Source organism: Mycolicibacterium lacusdiani, from assembly GCF_021916785.1.
Classification (GTDB): domain Bacteria; phylum Actinomycetota; class Actinomycetes; order Mycobacteriales; family Mycobacteriaceae; genus Mycobacterium; species Mycobacterium lacusdiani.
In genome coordinates this window covers 169596-185050 of record NZ_JAKCFC010000002.1, presented here as the reverse complement: position 1 = coordinate 185050, position 15455 = coordinate 169596, and the positions used below count along the sequence as shown (strand labels likewise).

General features: G+C 66.9%; 11 protein-coding genes and 1 tRNA gene. 8 read left to right on the top strand and 4 right to left on the bottom strand.

Features of this window, described 5'->3' with window-relative positions; all coding sequences use genetic code 11:
* Positions 1-2 precede the first annotated feature (2 nt).
* Together ppgS and LOK44_RS05850 are read left to right on the top strand one after the other, a co-directional pair.
* Positions 3-716, top strand: coding sequence for a polyprenyl-phospho-N-acetylgalactosaminyl synthase PpgS (gene ppgS, locus LOK44_RS05855; RefSeq protein ID WP_249783072.1), 714 nt, complete (start codon positions 3-5; stop codon positions 714-716).
* Positions 713-1054, top strand: coding sequence for a DUF2304 domain-containing protein (locus LOK44_RS05850; protein ID WP_237569091.1), 342 nt, complete (start codon positions 713-715; stop codon positions 1052-1054). Before ppgS ends, LOK44_RS05850 begins: the two co-directional genes overlap by 4 nt.
* Here LOK44_RS05850 and LOK44_RS05845 read toward each other — a convergent pair.
* Positions 1051-1989: an NAD-dependent epimerase/dehydratase family protein gene (locus tag LOK44_RS05845; RefSeq protein WP_237569090.1), complete on the bottom strand. Its 939-nt coding sequence runs from the start codon at positions 1987-1989 to the stop codon at positions 1051-1053. The genes LOK44_RS05850 and LOK44_RS05845 overlap by 4 nt on opposite strands.
* 90 nt (positions 1990-2079) lie before the next feature.
* Between LOK44_RS05845 and LOK44_RS05840 the strand changes: the two genes are divergently transcribed.
* The 5 genes from LOK44_RS05840 to LOK44_RS05820 all read left to right on the top strand — a co-directional run bounded on the left by LOK44_RS05840 (position 2080) and on the right by LOK44_RS05820 (position 9502).
* Positions 2080-3861 (top strand): hypothetical protein, encoded by a 1782-nt coding sequence (locus LOK44_RS05840; protein WP_237569754.1) that lies wholly within the window; start codon positions 2080-2082, stop codon positions 3859-3861.
* 150 nt (positions 3862-4011) lie between these two features.
* Positions 4012-6417 carry a TPR repeat domain-containing protein gene (locus tag LOK44_RS05835; protein ID WP_237569089.1) on the top strand — a complete coding sequence of 802 codons (2406 nt, stop codon included), beginning with the start codon at positions 4012-4014 and terminating at the stop codon, positions 6415-6417.
* 1081 nt (positions 6418-7498) lie between these two features.
* Positions 7499-8185, top strand: coding sequence for a hypothetical protein (locus LOK44_RS05830; RefSeq protein ID WP_237569088.1), 687 nt, complete (start codon positions 7499-7501; stop codon positions 8183-8185).
* Positions 8186-8207: 22 nt separating this feature from the next.
* On the top strand, positions 8208-8585 hold the full coding sequence (locus LOK44_RS05825; protein WP_237569087.1) for a carboxymuconolactone decarboxylase family protein: 378 nt from the start codon (positions 8208-8210) through the stop codon (positions 8583-8585).
* Positions 8586-8608: 23 nt separating this feature from the next.
* A complete protein-coding gene (locus LOK44_RS05820) occupies positions 8609-9502 on the top strand; it encodes an alpha/beta fold hydrolase (RefSeq protein WP_237569086.1) in 894 nt (297 codons plus the stop codon).
* Between the two features lie 18 nt (positions 9503-9520).
* Here the strand turns inward: LOK44_RS05820 and LOK44_RS05815 are convergent.
* Together LOK44_RS05815 and LOK44_RS05810 are read right to left on the bottom strand one after the other, a co-directional pair.
* Positions 9521-9593: transfer RNA gene (locus tag LOK44_RS05815), tRNA-Thr, on the bottom strand.
* A 109-nt stretch (positions 9594-9702) separates the two neighbouring features.
* Positions 9703-10920, bottom strand: coding sequence for a DNA polymerase III subunit delta' (locus tag LOK44_RS05810; RefSeq protein ID WP_237569085.1), 1218 nt, complete (start codon positions 10918-10920; stop codon positions 9703-9705).
* Between the two features lie 83 nt (positions 10921-11003).
* Between LOK44_RS05810 and LOK44_RS05805 the strand changes: the two genes are divergently transcribed.
* Positions 11004-12605 (top strand): adenylate/guanylate cyclase domain-containing protein, encoded by a 1602-nt coding sequence (locus LOK44_RS05805; protein ID WP_237569084.1) that lies wholly within the window; start codon positions 11004-11006, stop codon positions 12603-12605.
* Here LOK44_RS05805 and topA read toward each other — a convergent pair.
* The gene (gene topA, locus LOK44_RS05800; RefSeq protein WP_237569083.1) at positions 12602-15421 is read right to left on the bottom strand and encodes a type I DNA topoisomerase; all 2820 of its coding nucleotides are present in this window, start codon (positions 15419-15421) and stop codon (positions 12602-12604) included. The genes LOK44_RS05805 and topA overlap by 4 nt on opposite strands.
* Positions 15422-15455 lie beyond the last annotated feature (34 nt).

Below are 15455 nucleotides of genomic sequence, written 5' to 3'. Positions count from 1 at the left end.
GCTTGTTCCGCATCGACACTCAGGACAGTGCGTACCACGACGTGTGGATCGTCATCCCAGCCTTCAACGAGGCGAGCGTCATCGCCGACGTCGTCTCCGACGTGCGCGCGGTCTTCCACAACGTGGTGTGCGTCGACGACGGCAGCCCCGATGACACCGGTGAGCGGGCACTGCGGGCGGGCGCGCACGTGGTGCGCCATCCGGTGAACCTCGGTCAGGGCGCGGCGATTCAGACCGGCGTCGAGTACGCCCGCAGCCGTCCGGGTGCAGCGGTGTTCGCGACGTTCGACGCCGATGGTCAGCACCGGGTCAAGGACGTGATCCGGATGATCGACCGGCTGTCTGGCGGCGACCTGGACGTCGTCGTCGGAACCCGCTTCGGCGGGCAGGTCCCGACCAGGATGCCGCCGCTGCGGCGGGTCCTGTTCCCGCTGATCGCCAAGCTCAGCCCGGCCAGCCGCAAGCTCGGTCTGACCGATGCGCACAACGGGTTGCGGGTGTTCGGCAGGACGGTGGCCGACGGCCTGAACCTCACCATGAGCGGGATGAGCCACGCCAGCGAGTTCATCTCGCTCATCGTCGAGAACGGTTGGCGGGTGGCCGAAGAACCCGTCGAGATCATCTACACCGACTACTCGATGTCGAAGGGACAGCCGTTGGTCAACGGCGTCAACATCGTCTTCGACGGGCTGATGCGCAGGAGGATGCGCCGATGAATTGGATTCAGGCGCTGCTGATTGCCGCGGTGATCACGCTGCTGGTGTACCTGCTGAGGTCACGGCGCAGCGCGCAGGCCAGAGCGTGGGTCAAGGTCGGTTACGTGGTGTTCGTCATCGCCGCGGTGTACGCCATCCTGCGGCCCGACGACACGACGGTGCTGGCCAATTGGCTTGGCGTAGACCGTGGTTCGGATCTGCTGGGGTACGCGTTGATCATCGTGTTCCTGTTCACGACGCTCAGCACGTACATGCGGTTCAAGGACCTCGAGCTGAAGTACGCGCAGTTGACGCGTGCCGTCGCGCTCGGAGGTGCGCGGACGCCGGAGGACCGCTAGTCCTCGCGGAAGAAGTCGACCGTCCTGGCCACACCGTCGGTGAGCGCCACCTGGGGCGTCCACCCCAGCACGCCACGCGCGCGGGAGATGTCGAGCCGCGACCGCTTGAGGTCGCCGAGGCGAGGCGGGTGCAGTTCCGGCTCGTCGGGCTTGCCTGCGGCTGCTGCGATCGCCGTATGCAGTTCGCGCGTCGAGGTTTCGACGCCGGTGCCCACGTTGAAGCGCAGGCCGCTGCCTGCCTCCCCGCCCGCGCGGACGAAGGCGTCCACGACGTCGTCGACGTACACGTAGTCGCGGGTGTCGCCGCCGTCGCCGAAGATCCTCGTCGGTCGCCCGGCGAGCAGGGCCTGGGCGAAGATCGCGACGACGCCTGCCTCGCCGTGGGGGTCCTGTCGCGGGCCGTAGACGTTGGCAGGCGCGATGTGGCTGCAGTCGAGGCCGTACAGGTTGCGGAACATGTCGAGGTACACCTCGCCGCAGACCTTGCTCGCCGCATACGGCGAGGAGGGATCGACGGGCATCTCCTCGGTGGTGGGATAGCCGGGAGGGTTCTTGCCGTAGATGGAGCCGCCGGACGACGTGTGCACGATCTTGCGGACGCCGGCCCTGCGCGCGGCCTCGGCCAGGCGGACGGTGCCGACCACGTTGACGCTCGAGTCGCGCTGCGGGTCGTCGACGGAGAGCTTCACCGAGATCTGCGCGGCGAGGTGGTACACGACCTCGGGCTTCACGTCGGCGAGCAACCCGTTGAGGTCGGCCTCGACGATGTCGGCCTTGGCGAATTCGAACGCGTCACTCTGCTCGGCCTGGGTGATGTTGGTGCTTCTGCCGGAGCTGAGGTCGTCGACGCCGACGACGCTGTGACCGTCCGCCAGCAGGCGGTCTACCAGCGTCGATCCGATGAAACCGGCCGCGCCGGTGACGAGAGTCCGCATCGGGTCACCATACCGAGGCACGTACAGTCGGCGAACGTGGACGTCCGGCGGGCAGGAGCGCAGCGACCGGGGATGATCCGGCGGGCAGGAATGCGGAGGCCCGGGGTCGGTTGGGTTCCCTGCGCCGCCGCTGCGCTGATCGCGCTGCAGTTGGCGGTGCGGGCGGTGGTCGCATTCCACGGCTACTTCTACTGGGACGACCTGATCCTCACCGGGCGGGCCAGCACCCAGGGGCTGCTGTCGCCGTCGTACCTGTTCGACGACCACGACGGTCACGTGATGCCAGGGGCGTTCCTCGTCGCCGGCGGCATCACGCGGTTGGCGCCGTTGGAGTGGATCGGGCCGGCGCTGAGCCTGCTGGTCCTACAGCTGGTCGCGTCGTTGGCGTTGCTGCGCGCGCTGCACGTGATGCTCGGCTGGCGGCCGGTGCTGCTGGTGCCCCTGATCTTCGCCTTGTTCACGCCGCTCACCCTGCCGTCGTTCGCGTGGTGGGCCGCGGCGCTGAACGCACTGCCGATGGTGGCGGCGCTGGCGTGGGTGTGCGCGGACGCCGTGCTGCTGGTGCGCACCGGCAACCGGCGCTACGCCGTCACGGGGACCGTGGCGTTCCTGGTCGGTTTGACGTTCTTCGAGAAGGCCGCGGTGATCCCGTTCGTGGCGTTCGCGGTGACCGCACTACTCGTCCACGTGACGGGTGACGGCTCGGCGGTGCGGACGGCGTGGCGTCGCGGCGTGCGGCTGTGGTCGGCGTGCCTGGCGGTGACGGCAGCGTGGGTCGGCGTGTACCTGCTGGTGGTCGATCAGCAGCGGTGGAGCTTCGACCTCGGCATGACGTGGGACCTGTTGTTGCGCTCGGTGACTCACGGAATCGTGCCGGGTCTGGTAGGCGGGCCGTGGGAGTGGCAGCGGTGGGCGCCTGCCTCGCCGTGGGCGACGCCGTCGGTGGTCGTGATGGCGCTCGGATGGCTGGCTTTGGCCGCCGTCGTCGCGGTGACCGTAGCCCGCAAGCAGCGCATCGGAGCCGTGTGGGCAGTGGCCGGAGCGTATGCCGTCGCCTGCCAGGTGCCGATCTACCTGATGCGGTCCTCGGAGTTCACGGCGTTGGAGCTGGCGCAGGCGCTGCGCTACCTGCCGGATCTGGTGGTGGTGTTGGCGCTGCTGGCGGCGGTGGGGTTGTGCGCACCGAACCGGGAGACGTCCAGTCGGCTGGACCGGTCACGGGTGCGGGACGTCGTCATCGCTTGTCTGGCAGCGCTATTCGTGGGGAGCAGCCTGTACTCGACGGCGACGTTCGACGCGATCTGGCAGGACAACCCCACGAAGGCCTACATGGAGACGGGCTCGGCCGCGCTCGCGCAGGCGGGGCGGGAGTCGGACGCACCGATGCTCGATCAGGAAGTCGATCCGCTGATCCTGCAGCGCATCCAGTGGCCGGAGAACCTGGCCAGTCACGTGTTCGCGCTGTCGCCCGGGCGACCCGAGTTCGCCGACACGACGACGAACCTGCGCATGCTCGACATGTCGGGCCGGTTGCTCGACGCGAAGGTGACGTGGGTGCGGTTCATGGAGCCGGGGCCGCTGCCGCAGTGTGGGTACCTGGTGCAGCCGGACGCGCCCGCGCGGATTCCGCTCGACGGGCCGCTGTTGCCGTCGGAGTGGACGGCCGAGGTCAACTACCTGGCCAATAGCGACGGCTCGATGACGCTGTCGCTGTCGGAGGGCAGCGAGGTGAAGGTGCCGGTGCGGCCGGGTCTGAACAGGGTGTTCGTCCGGCTCTCCGGCGCGGGCGACGCGCTCAACGTGCGGGCGAACACGTCGGCGCTGTCGGTGTGCGTCGCGTCCGGACCCGTGGGGTACATCGCGCCGAAGTAGCGGTTTCCGGGTCGTCGGCGCTCGGTTGGCGTCGTCCTCCCGGGCCCGTCGACATTCGATGACGGCGCCGGAACACAACAAGTGCTCTTGCCCTGCCCGGCCGTCGGCGATAATCGAGGCTCGGGTGTAGGACGGCCGGGGGTGCTGCGAGTGGGCGTGATCGACGGGTTCGATGCGACGTGGTCGCAGGCGCGCCAGACCTACGGCGAGGGCACCCCGACCACCGGCGAGAAGTTCGATCAGAGCAGCACGTTGAACAACCTGAAGTCGACCATGGACGGCGCCGCGCCCGGCTCGCGGTGGTCGGGCGGGGCGTCGGAGGCCTACGGCGCGGCCAACACCGAGCATCAGCGGGTGATCGGCGCGATCGGCGACCTCGACAAGCAACTGGGCACCCAGGTGACCAACGCCGCCAACCTGGTGAACTCCGGCCGCAACGACCTCGACTCGGTGAAGAAGTGGGTGCACGATGCCGCGGCCACCACGCAGAACAACCAGGCCGGTGAGCGCATGAAGATGACGATCGTGAGCAAGGGCCTGGGCCAGCTCACCGAGGTCATCAACAACACCGACGGCCAGATGCAGAAGGTCAAGGGCGAGATCGACAAGATCAAGGGCGAGTACCAGGCGCTCGGGACCGGGCAGAAGTTCGCCCAAGAGGGCAAGGGCGACGAGGACCCGTTGGGCGAGGAGAAGAGCGACGAAGAGAAGAAGGACGAGGAGGAAGAGAAGTCGCCGGCCGAGCAAGGCAAGGCCGATTCCGAGGCCCTTCAGAACGGAACGCTGACCGACGAGCAGCGCGAGCGAATCGAGACCAACACCCAGATCTCGGACGATCAGAAGGCCGCCCTGAACAACGGGACGGCGACGATGCCGCCAGAGCAGATGTCGTATCTGCAGAACTTCTCGCGTGAATTCGGCGACAAGACTCCGGCCGAGATCAAAGCGGTCATGGACAAGAATGGCGCCACGGGAAACCGAGTAGCCGACGCCATGCAACTCGCGTCGAATCCGAACATCAAGACGGGCCTTCCCGAGACCGTGCCACCGTCGCTGGACAACCCTGCGAGTGGCGGCAAGCACGCGCTACCCGACGGGGTTCAGCAGGTGCTCGATGGGCCCGTGCTCACGCCCCTTGAGTACGGTCCGCCGGTGAAGAACCCAGACGGTTCGATGGGTCCGCCAGAACTGATCGGCGCTTCGACTCCCGTCAGCGGGCTCAACGACCTCGCCGACGTCGTTCAGAGGGGAGATTCGTCTCTGCAGAAGGGCACCGACCTGGATGCTGGCCTCTTCAGACAAAGCGAGCGTCTCCTCGAGCAATCCAACGGTTGGGCGGTGCCCGGCAATGATCTCGAGAGCGATCGTCCACGCTGGCACCACACCCTGGTCGATCCGACGCTGCAGAACATGTTCAACGCGGTCAACAAAGACGACATGGTCATTCACGAAGCGCTCGTGGGCACTCCGCAGACTGGGCCATTCGGCGAGCAGACGGTACTGAGCCCGCAAGGCGAGCGTTTCCTCGACAATCTCACTCAACATCAATGGCAGGACGATGGGCTCGCGGCCGGAGGCCTATTCGACTGGGTGAGCGACACAGCGGCGAACGACTCGACAGGACGAGCAGCGCAAACCGCACACGCACTCGCCGAGTTTACGAGCGGGCACTCCCCTCAATTGCTCAGCCTCGCAGGCGCGGACGGCCAATCCCTCGGAGAGGTGAACCCTGAGCTCACTCGCGACATGGCACGCGCGTTTGCACCGTATTACGACGACATGGTGGGCAAGAACTTCGGTGGGAACGACGGTTTGTTCTCGCCCCTTGATCCCGACGGAAGCGCTGCGCAGCCGTCCAACACCCGGCAACTGATGAGCGTGCTGTTCTCAGACCAACCGCCTCACGACCAAGCGCTGGGCGCCACTGGACCAAAGACTGCGAGTGAGATTCTCTTCGACTCTTCAAAGGGATACATTGATCAGGCATTCGAGCAGACAGCTGTGTCAGTTGCAGACCCCAGAATCTCTGACGACGACACAGCCATGAGGTCAGCCGCGAAGTTGCAGGCGGCGCTCGACCTGGGGTCGTACGACGAGGCGAGCGACCGAATGGGTGAGACGTTCGACGCGAAGCACCAGTCGTGGGAACTCCGTTCTCGGTTGCTTGACATGTCACTCTATGGTGCCGGACTGTTACCCGGCGGGGAGCCGGTCAGCGATGCAATCGGCCTCGGGAAAGACGTCCTCATCGGTCCAGAACCCGTACGCGACACACCCCCAAATCTCAGCCTGCCCGACACCTTTCCAATTCAGCGGCAGATGGCGGAGGCCTTGGCCAACGCGCAGTACGGCGATCCATCCGGTTTGCAACCCTATCTCCGCGACGGCGACCTGATCGCGCCGCCGCAAACCGGTGATAGGGCTTATGACGACTACCAGCTCGCAGTCAAGGCGTACATGGGTTCTCTTGATCCACAAGGCAAGACCAATGACCTGATCAACGATTACTGGACGATGTACTCCGCCGCCGTTGTCGGAAGCTACCCCCAAAAATGAGGGCGCTCCGAACCGCAGTCGCCATCGCGCTGATATCGCTCACGGTTGGTTGCGGAGGCGACGCCTCACCTCCGGGAGAGTCATCGACCCCAGTTCAGCCAGGACAAGAACCCAACTGGCCGAATGCGCTGAGCCAGTTCCGATTTCATTGGACGTCGCCCCCAGATATAGATCTGACCGCCGGGCCAGCGGTCGCGGTGCGCGCCTATCTCGAGTCATACGCCACCGCTTCATTGACGTTCGACAAGAACAACGTCTATCCAGGTTTCACGGAGGCCACACCGGAGAACAGTCCGCAGGAAGGCAACTACTCGTACGAGCACGTCGCAGTCCGTCCACTCTTCTGGCTTAGGGGCAATGCTCCCAAAACCGTGCCCCACTATGGTTACAACACAAATCACTTACTGGACTTGACGATCGCTGATGGCGGGTATCAGGCGACCGTCTGCGTGGGCGAATACACTCAATTCGTTCCAAGCAAGCTAAGGCCCGGAAAGTACATATCGGTCGGCTCCAGTGAGACAAAAGACGGCGTGGCACCATTTCCAGGTGGCCCCTTCGCTGGCATCTCAACTTGGCGAATAACCCTCAATCAATCCGGGCCAACGCCGAACGGACTACCGCCGCAACAGAAGTCTCAGCGGGGACCTCTGCCTGCACCAGCCACTAACGTATTCGGGCCCTGGTTCATTGCCGGCTCAAGCACGATGGGCTGGGGCCCCTCCCTGGATCCGGCGAGTAAGGCTTTTCCCTCCGCCGACTTACAGCGGCGATGCGCGGACAGCATGCCGGACAACGAGGCTGAGCGTCTCGACATCATGACGGGCTTCAAGGATCAACCGTCGCCTCCGGGCGATGCCGAACCTGGATGGCCGCAGGCAGCATCTTGACTCGTCTATCCCACTCCACGGGTGCCGCATCTGGAGGACGCATCGTGAGGACATCTGGTGCCCGGCCATTGATTAGTTCTGTCGGGCGCAGCTGGGCTCTGCTCTTCGTCATCGCTGTCTCCGTAGGAGCTTGCGACTCACGCCCGGACGCTCAACCAGACCGCTGGGGCGGACCTCGTTCGGAACTACGCGTGCAATGGACCGGCACTTCCGACCTCGATCTGACGACAGGCGTAGCAGTTCCGGTCCGCGCGTATATCGAGTCGCGCTGGCTCGCGCAGCGCCAAGGCAGCCTGGACTACGGGTATCCAGGATTCCTCGAAGCCACCCCTCCCAACGCGGAGGGCCCGCCGTTCGGTGCCAACTTCCGCAGGCCCGAAGCCAGCAACCAGGTGCAGTCACCATTCTTCGGCAATGAGACGTTCCGGCTCATGTCAATTCGAGAAGAGGGTCGAAACATCACCGCGACCGTCTGCAGATACAACTACACCGTGGCCTTGAAGAACGATGACGGCTCGTACTCGAGTGTCGCCAGTTTGCGGTCGGCCGAACCTCGGGGGATCGAGGTCAACCGTGTGTTGCTGGTGGCTCCGGCTGACCAGGGACAGCCACAGTCAGCCCAGAAAGGGCCAGAAGCAGCACCTAGCGAAAATGTCTTCGGCGGATGGTCGATCGAGGGCTACCAGGACTCGCTGTTCATGCCAGGGCCAGGATTGACATCGGTGTGGCCGACCTACGACGCTGATCTCAACGCCTGCGTGCGCGCCGCGCCGGATTCGCCCGAACGGCGCGCCTTCCTTTCTCAAGGCGATCACCCGCGCGAGGACTTTCCCACCTCTGCACCATCTCCCGGTTGGCCAGCGCCGCCATCGCAATAGCCCTCGTGCCAAGCTCAACCCCATGACAAACCCACGCGCCGACGGTCTTCGGGTCTTTCGCGAACTGCTGCCCGGTGTCATCCCCGACGACGATGCCGACGTCGACTTCGGCGGGGGCTTCGCGCCGGAGTTGATGGACATCGGCGTCGAGGGCATCTTCGGCAAGCTCTGGACTCGCGACGGCATCAGCCGTCGCGACCGCAGCCTCGTCACGCTCGGCATCCTCATCGCCCTGCGCGCCACCGACGAACTGCACGCGCACTTCCAGATCGCCCGCAACAACGGTCTTTCCGACGAGGAATTGGCCGAGGTCGTTTACCACGCGAGCGGCTACGCCGGCTTCCCCGCTGCCAGCACCGCCAGGAACGTCGCAGAGAAGGCACTCGCGGAAGACGTTTAGCCGCTGCGACGTTGGAAAGACCCATGATCGTGGAGTCCGCGTCCGCACCCATCGTCCACCGCCGGATCACCGTCGACGGCATCGACGTCTTCTACCGCGAGGCCGGGCCGCCGAACGCACCGGTCGTCCTATTGCCCCACGGCTATCCGGCCTCGTCGTTCGTCTACCGCAATCTCATGGCCGGGCTCGGCGACCGGTGGCGGCTCATCGCGCCGGACCTGCCCGGGTTCGGCTACAGCGCAACGCCTTCGGCGGACGACTTCGAGTACACCTTCGCGGCGTACGCGCACTTCCTCCGGCGGTTCGTCGACACGCTGAATCTCAGCCGCTACGTCATCTGGCTGCACGACTACGGCTCGCAGTTCGGGTTCCAGCTCGCCCTGAGCGCAGCCGAGCGGGTAGCCGGGCTGATCATCCAGAACGGCGACATCTACGAAGACGCCTTCGGACCGAAGTACGACTTCCTCGAGAAGTCCTGGAATGACCCCGGACCCCAGGCACGCCGACGCATCGCCGACCACGTCACCCTCGAAGGATTCGTCAGGGAGTTTCAGGGCGAGCTGCCCGACGACGTCGCAGCCCGCATCAGCCCAGACCTCGCCCAACTGCACTGGTCCCTGATGAACACCCCGCAGCGAATCGCCAACCTGATCCGCCTGCTCGAGGACCAGCCCAACACCGTGGGGTGGTTCCCCGACGAACAGGCGTACCTGCGGGAGCACCAGCCGAAGACGCTGATCGTCTGGGGGCCGCACGACGGCTACATGCCCGAAAAGTCCGCGATGGCTTACCGCCGCGACCTGCCCGACGCCCCCATCCACCTTCTCGGCGGCGGGCACTGGCTGTTGGAAACCCATCTCGGCGAGGTGCTGCCGCTCGTCGCGGACTTCCTCGACGGGGTCTACCCGTCGACGTGACGGCGGGATCAGACGGTGAGCCGCCTGGGGGAATCGAACCCCCGACCTTCTCATTACGAGTGAGACGCTCTACCGACTGAGCTAAGGCGGCGTGCCCGCCTTCGAGCACTTGCGCGAACGCAGGAGCCGGAGCAGCGGGCGCAGCAGAGTCTACGGCAGGCCCCGCCGCCGACCCAATTCGCCGGCCCCGTCCGCAGCAGTCAGCCGCGCAGCGCCTGCCCCACGGTCGCGACCATCGCATCGACCGCGAACTTGGGCTTGACGTTGATCGCCAGCGCCTCGCGACACTCCAACACCGCCTCGATGCAGCGCAGCAACCGGTCGGGCGGTACGTGCGACGCCATCGCGGCCACCTTGTCGGCCATGTCGGGGTGATTCGGCTGCACCGACCCTGCCCCGCAGGACACGACGAGCGCGTCGCGGAAGTAGGTCGCCAGATCGATCAGCGCACGATCGAGCGCATCTCGCGACGCGCGCGTCTGCCGGGACTTCTGCCGCTTCTCCAGGTCGTTGAGCGCGCCGACGGAGCCGCGCATCGCTCCCCCGGCGCCCTTGCCCGTGCCACCCGCTCCCAGAGCGGTGCGCAACTCTTCGGTCTCGACCTCGTTGCGGTCCACGGTCAGGGCCTTGGCCTCGGCTTCGGCGGTCGCCACCAGTTCCTCCGCAGCTGCGTACGCCCGCGATGGCGTGGCCGCGTCCCGAGCCAGCCCCAGCGCCCGCTCACGACGCTGCCGGGCCTCGCCGTCGGTGGCCAGCCTGCGTGCACGGCCCACGTGCCCACCGCTGACCGAAGCCGCCCACCGGGCATCCGACTCGGGCAGCCCATCGGTGTCCCGCAGCACCTGGGCGATCGCGTCGAGCCGCGGGGTCACCAGCGCCACGTGCCTGCACCTCGACCGCAGCGTGATCGCGATGTCCTCGGGATCCACCGAGGGCGCGCACAGCAGGAACACCGTGGACGGCGGCGGCTCCTCCACGACCTTGAGCAGCGCGTTCGCTGCGCCCTCGGTGAGTCGGTCGGCATCCTCGACGACCACGATCTGCCAACGCCCCGTGGCGGGCCGGCGCGACGCGATCTGCACGATCGCGCGCATCTCCTTGACGCTGATCGAGAGCCCCTCGGGGATGATCCGCCGCACGTCGCCGTGCGTCCCCGCCATCGTCGTCGTGCACGCCCGGCACTCGCCGCACCCAGGGACGCCCTCGGACGTGCACTGCAGGGCCGCGGCAAAGCACAGGGCAGCGATCGACCGACCCGACCCCGGCGGGCCGGTGATCAGCCACGCATGGGTCATCCGGCCGCCGACCGCATCGGCCGCCCCGCTGTGAGTGGAATCACCACGGGCGGCGACGGCCGCGCTCACCAGTTCCGCCTCGACGACGTCCTGGCCCACCAAACGCGAGAAAACACCGCTCATCGGGTCCAACCCTACTGCCGACTACGACACGTACCTGAGCGACAGCGGCGGTATCGGTCAGCCCGGAACGTTACGGTTGTCGGGTGACGACGGCGGCGACACCGATTGGGCGAATCAACGCATTCGTCCGGTGGGTGGCGCGTACGCCCTGGCCGGTGTTCACGCTGGGGATGCTTCAGGCCGACATCATCGGCGCGTTGCTGGTGTTGGGCTTCCTGCGCTTCGGCCTGCCGCCGGACGATCGCATCCAGTTGCAGGACCTGCCCACGTTCAACCTCGCGGTCTTCCTCGGCTACCTGTTCGTCTCGTTCACCGTCGGCGCCTACCTGACGCTGCGGATGCTGCTGCCGGTGATCCGCTGGCAGCGCCGCGACACCCTGCTCGCCAGCACCGACCCCACGATCACCGAGATTGCCCGCGTACGCGCCCTGCGGATGCCCTACTACCGCTCGGTGATCAGCGTCTCGAACTGGTTCCTCGGCTCGATCGTCTTCATCGTCGCGAGCTGGCCGGTGGCCAGCCAATCCGCCCCGGTCGTTGCCGTCGCCTCACTGCTGGGCGCCACTGCGACCGCGATCATCGGCTACCTGCAGGCCGAACGCGTGCTGCGGCCCGTCGCCGTGGCTGCGCTGCGCGGCGGCGCGCCCATGAACTTCCGCGCCCCCGGCGTCATCCTGCGTCAGGTGCTCACCTGGGTGCTCTCCACGGCGGTGCCGATCCTCGCCATCGTGCTGGCCCTGGTCGCCAGCAGGTTCGAGATCCTCACCGCTCCCGCCGAGCGGCTGAACACGCCGATCCTGCTGCTGGCCATCTCCGCGCTGGTGATCGGCCTGACCGGCACCGTGCTGGTCGCGATGTCGATCGCCGACCCGCTGCGTCAGCTGCGCTGGGCGCTGAGCGAGGTGCAGCGCGGCAATTACAACGCGCACATGCAGATCTACGACGCCAGCGAGCTGGGCCTGCTGCAGGCGGGCTTCAACGACATGGTGCGCGATCTCGCCGAGCGACAACGCCTGCGCGACCTGTTCGGCCGCTACGTCGGTGAGGACGTCGCCCGGCGCGCCTTGGAGCGCGGCACCGAACTCGGCGGCCAGGAACGCGACGTCGCCGTGCTGTTCGTCGACCTCGTCGGTTCCACGCATCTGGCGTCGACGATTCCGGCCGCCGAGGTGGTCAGCCTGCTCAACGAGTTCTTCCGCGTCGTGGTCGACTCGGTCAACCGGCACGGCGGGTTCGTCAACAAGTTCCAGGGCGACGCGGCGCTGGCCATCTTCGGTGCGCCGATCGAGCACCCAGACGCCTGCGGCGCGGCGCTGGCGGCGTCGCGCGAACTGCACGACGACCTCATCGAGGTGCTGGGCCAGACCGAGTTCGGCATCGGCGTGTCCTCCGGCCGTGCCATCGCCGGTCACATCGGCGCTCAGGCCCGCTTCGAGTACACGGTGATCGGCGACCCGGTCAACGAGGCCGCCCGCCTCACCGAGCTGGCCAAACTGGAGGAAGGCCACGTGCTCGCGTCGGCCATTGCCGTCAGCGGCGCCCTCGACGCAGAGGCGCTGTGCTGGGACGTCGCCGAGATCGTTGAACTACGCGGTCGGGTGGCGCCCACGCAGCTGGCCCGCCCCGTGCGGCTGGTCTCACCGGATCAGGCACGCACCCGCGTGCCGTCCGACGCCCAGAACTAAGCCTTCTTGACGGCCTTCTTTGCCGGGGCCTTCTTCGCAGCGGTCTTCTTGACGGCCTTCTTGGCCGGTGCCTTCTTCGCGGCGGCTTTCTTCTTCACCGGACCGCGGGCACGACGATCGGCCAGCAGCTCCGAGGCTCGCGCATCGGTGATCGACATGACGTCGTCGCCCTTGCGCAGGCTCGCATTCGTCTCGCCGTCGGTGACGTACGGACCGAACCGGCCGTCCTTGATCACCATCGGCTGCTCGGACACCGGGTCCTTGCCCAGCTCACGCAGCGGCGGCGTCGCCGCCCCCTGCCTGCCGCGCCGCTTGGGCTCGGCGTAGATCTTGAGCGCCTCGTCGAGCGTGATGGTGAACATCTGCTCTTCGTTCACGAGTGAGCGAGAGTCGGTGCCGCGCTTCAAGTACGGGCCGTAGCGGCCGTTCTGCGCGGTGATCTCCTCGTTGGTCGCCGGGTCGACGCCGACCACGCGCGGCAGGGAGAGCAGCTTGAGCGCGTCCTCCAGCGTGACGGTCTCGATGTCCATCGAGCGCAGCAGCGAACCGGTGCGAGGCTTGGGACCGACGGGCTTCTTGCCCTTCTTCGCCGGCGCACCGTCGTCTGGCTCCTCCGGCGGAGGCGGCAGGATCTCGGTCACGTACGGCCCGAATCTGCCGTCCTTGGCGACGATTTCGTGCCCGGACTCCGGATCTACGCCGAGCGAACGGCCCTCCTGCGGCGTCGAGAACAGCTTCTCGGCCAGCTCGAGGGTCAGCTCGTCGGGGGTCAATTCGTCCTTGAGGTTGGCGCGCTGCGGTGTCGGTTCGCCGTCCTCGCCGACGATCATGCGCTCGAGGTACGGCCCATTGCGGCCCACGCGAACGTTGACCGCGCGCCCCTCGTCGTCGTCGAAGAGCTTGATGGAGTTGACTTCTCGGGCGTCGATGTCCTCGAGGTTGCCGCCGACGAGCTTCTTCAGACCACCCGAACGGGCAATCGAGCCGTCGGCGCCGTGCTCGCCACCGAAGTAGAAGTTGTTGAGCCAGTTGGTCCGCTGCTCGGTGCCCGACGCGATCTGGTCGAGTTCGTCCTCCATCGCGGCGGTGAAGTCGTAGTCGACGAGACGGCCGAAGTGCTGTTCGAGCAGCCCGATGACGGCGAACGCCACCCAGGACGGCACCAGCGCGCTGCCCTTCTTGTGGACGTACCCGCGGTCCTGGATCGTCTTGATGATCGAGGAGTACGTCGACGGGCGACCGATGCCGAGTTCTTCCAGCGCCTTGATCAGCGAGGCCTCGGTGTAGCGGGCGGGCGGGCTGGTGGTGTGGCCGTCGGCGGTCAGGTCGGCGGCGTCGACGCGCTGGCCCTGGGTGAGGTTGGGTAGCCTGCTCTCGGCGTCGTCGGCCTCACCGCCTGCCTGCTCGTCGACGGTCTCGACGTAGGCCTTGAGGAAGCCGGGGAACGTGATGGTGCGGCCGCTGGCGTTGAAGACGACCTGCTCGCCCGAACTCGCCGTGCCGGAGATGCGCAGCGACAGCGTCGTGCCACGCGCGTCGGCCATCTGCGAGGCCACGGTGCGCTGCCAGATCAGCTCGTAGAGCCGGAACTCGTCGGTGTCGAGCTGCGCGTGTAGCTGGCCCGGCGTCTGGAACACGTCGCCGGCTGGGCGGATGGCCTCGTGGGCCTCCTGCGCGTTCTTCACCTTGCGGGTGTACTGGCGCGCCGTCGGGTGGACGTACTCCTCGCCATAGAGCTGACGGGCCTGGTTGCGCGCGGCGTTGATGGCCGACTCGGACAGCGTCGTCGAGTCGGTGCGCATGTAGGTGATGTAGCCGTTCTCGTACAGCCGCTGCGCGATGCTCATCGTGCGCTCGGAGGAGAAGCGCAGCTTGCGGCCGGCCTCCTGCTGCAGCGTCGACGTCATGAACGGCGGGTACGGCCGGCGGGTGTACGGCTTCTGCTCGACCGAGGACACCTCGAGCTGCGCCCCGCGCAGGCCGGTGGCCAGACCGGTCGCCGCGGCCTGGTCGAGAACCAGCACCTCGTTGGGCTTCTTGACCCCGCCGAGCGAGTCGAAGTCCCGACCGCTGGCGACCCGGCGGCCGTCGACGGTGTTGAGCTTCGCCGTGAACTTCGGCGGCGAGGCCTCGGGATCGGAGACGCTCGCGTCGAGTTCGGCGGTGACGTCCCAGTAGCCGGCGCTGCGGAACGCCATGCGCTCCCGCTCGCGCGACACGATGATGCGCGTCGCCACCGACTGCACGCGTCCCGCCGACAGCTTCGGGGCCACCTTCTTCCACAGCACGGGGCTGACCTCGTAGCCGTAGAGGCGGTCGAGGATGCGTCGCGTCTCCTGGGCGTCGACCAGGTCGATGTCCAGGTCGCGGGGGTTCTCGGCGGCTGCGCGGATCGCAGGCTCGGTGATCTCGTGGAAGACCATCCGCTTGACCGGGACGCGCGGCTTCAGCGTCTCGAGTAGGTGCCAGGCGATGGCCTCACCCTCGCGGTCACCGTCCGTCGCGAGATACAGCTCGTCGACGTCCTTGAGCAGCGCCTTCAGTTCGGTGACGGTGCTCTTCTTCTCCGGGCTGACGATGTAGAGGGGTTCGAAGTCGGCGTCCACGTTCACGCCGAGGCGCGCCCACGGTTCCGACTTGTACTTCACGGGGACGTCGGCGGCTGCTCGAGGCAGGTCGCGGATGTGTCCACGCGACGATTCGACGATGTAGTTGGAGCCGAGGTAGCCCGCGATTTTGCGCGCCTTGGTCGGCGACTCGACTATGACGAGTCGCCGCACCCTCCCGTTGCCGCTGCCACCATCCTGGTCAGCCAACCTCGTACACGCTCCACTCTTGAGTCGCGATGGG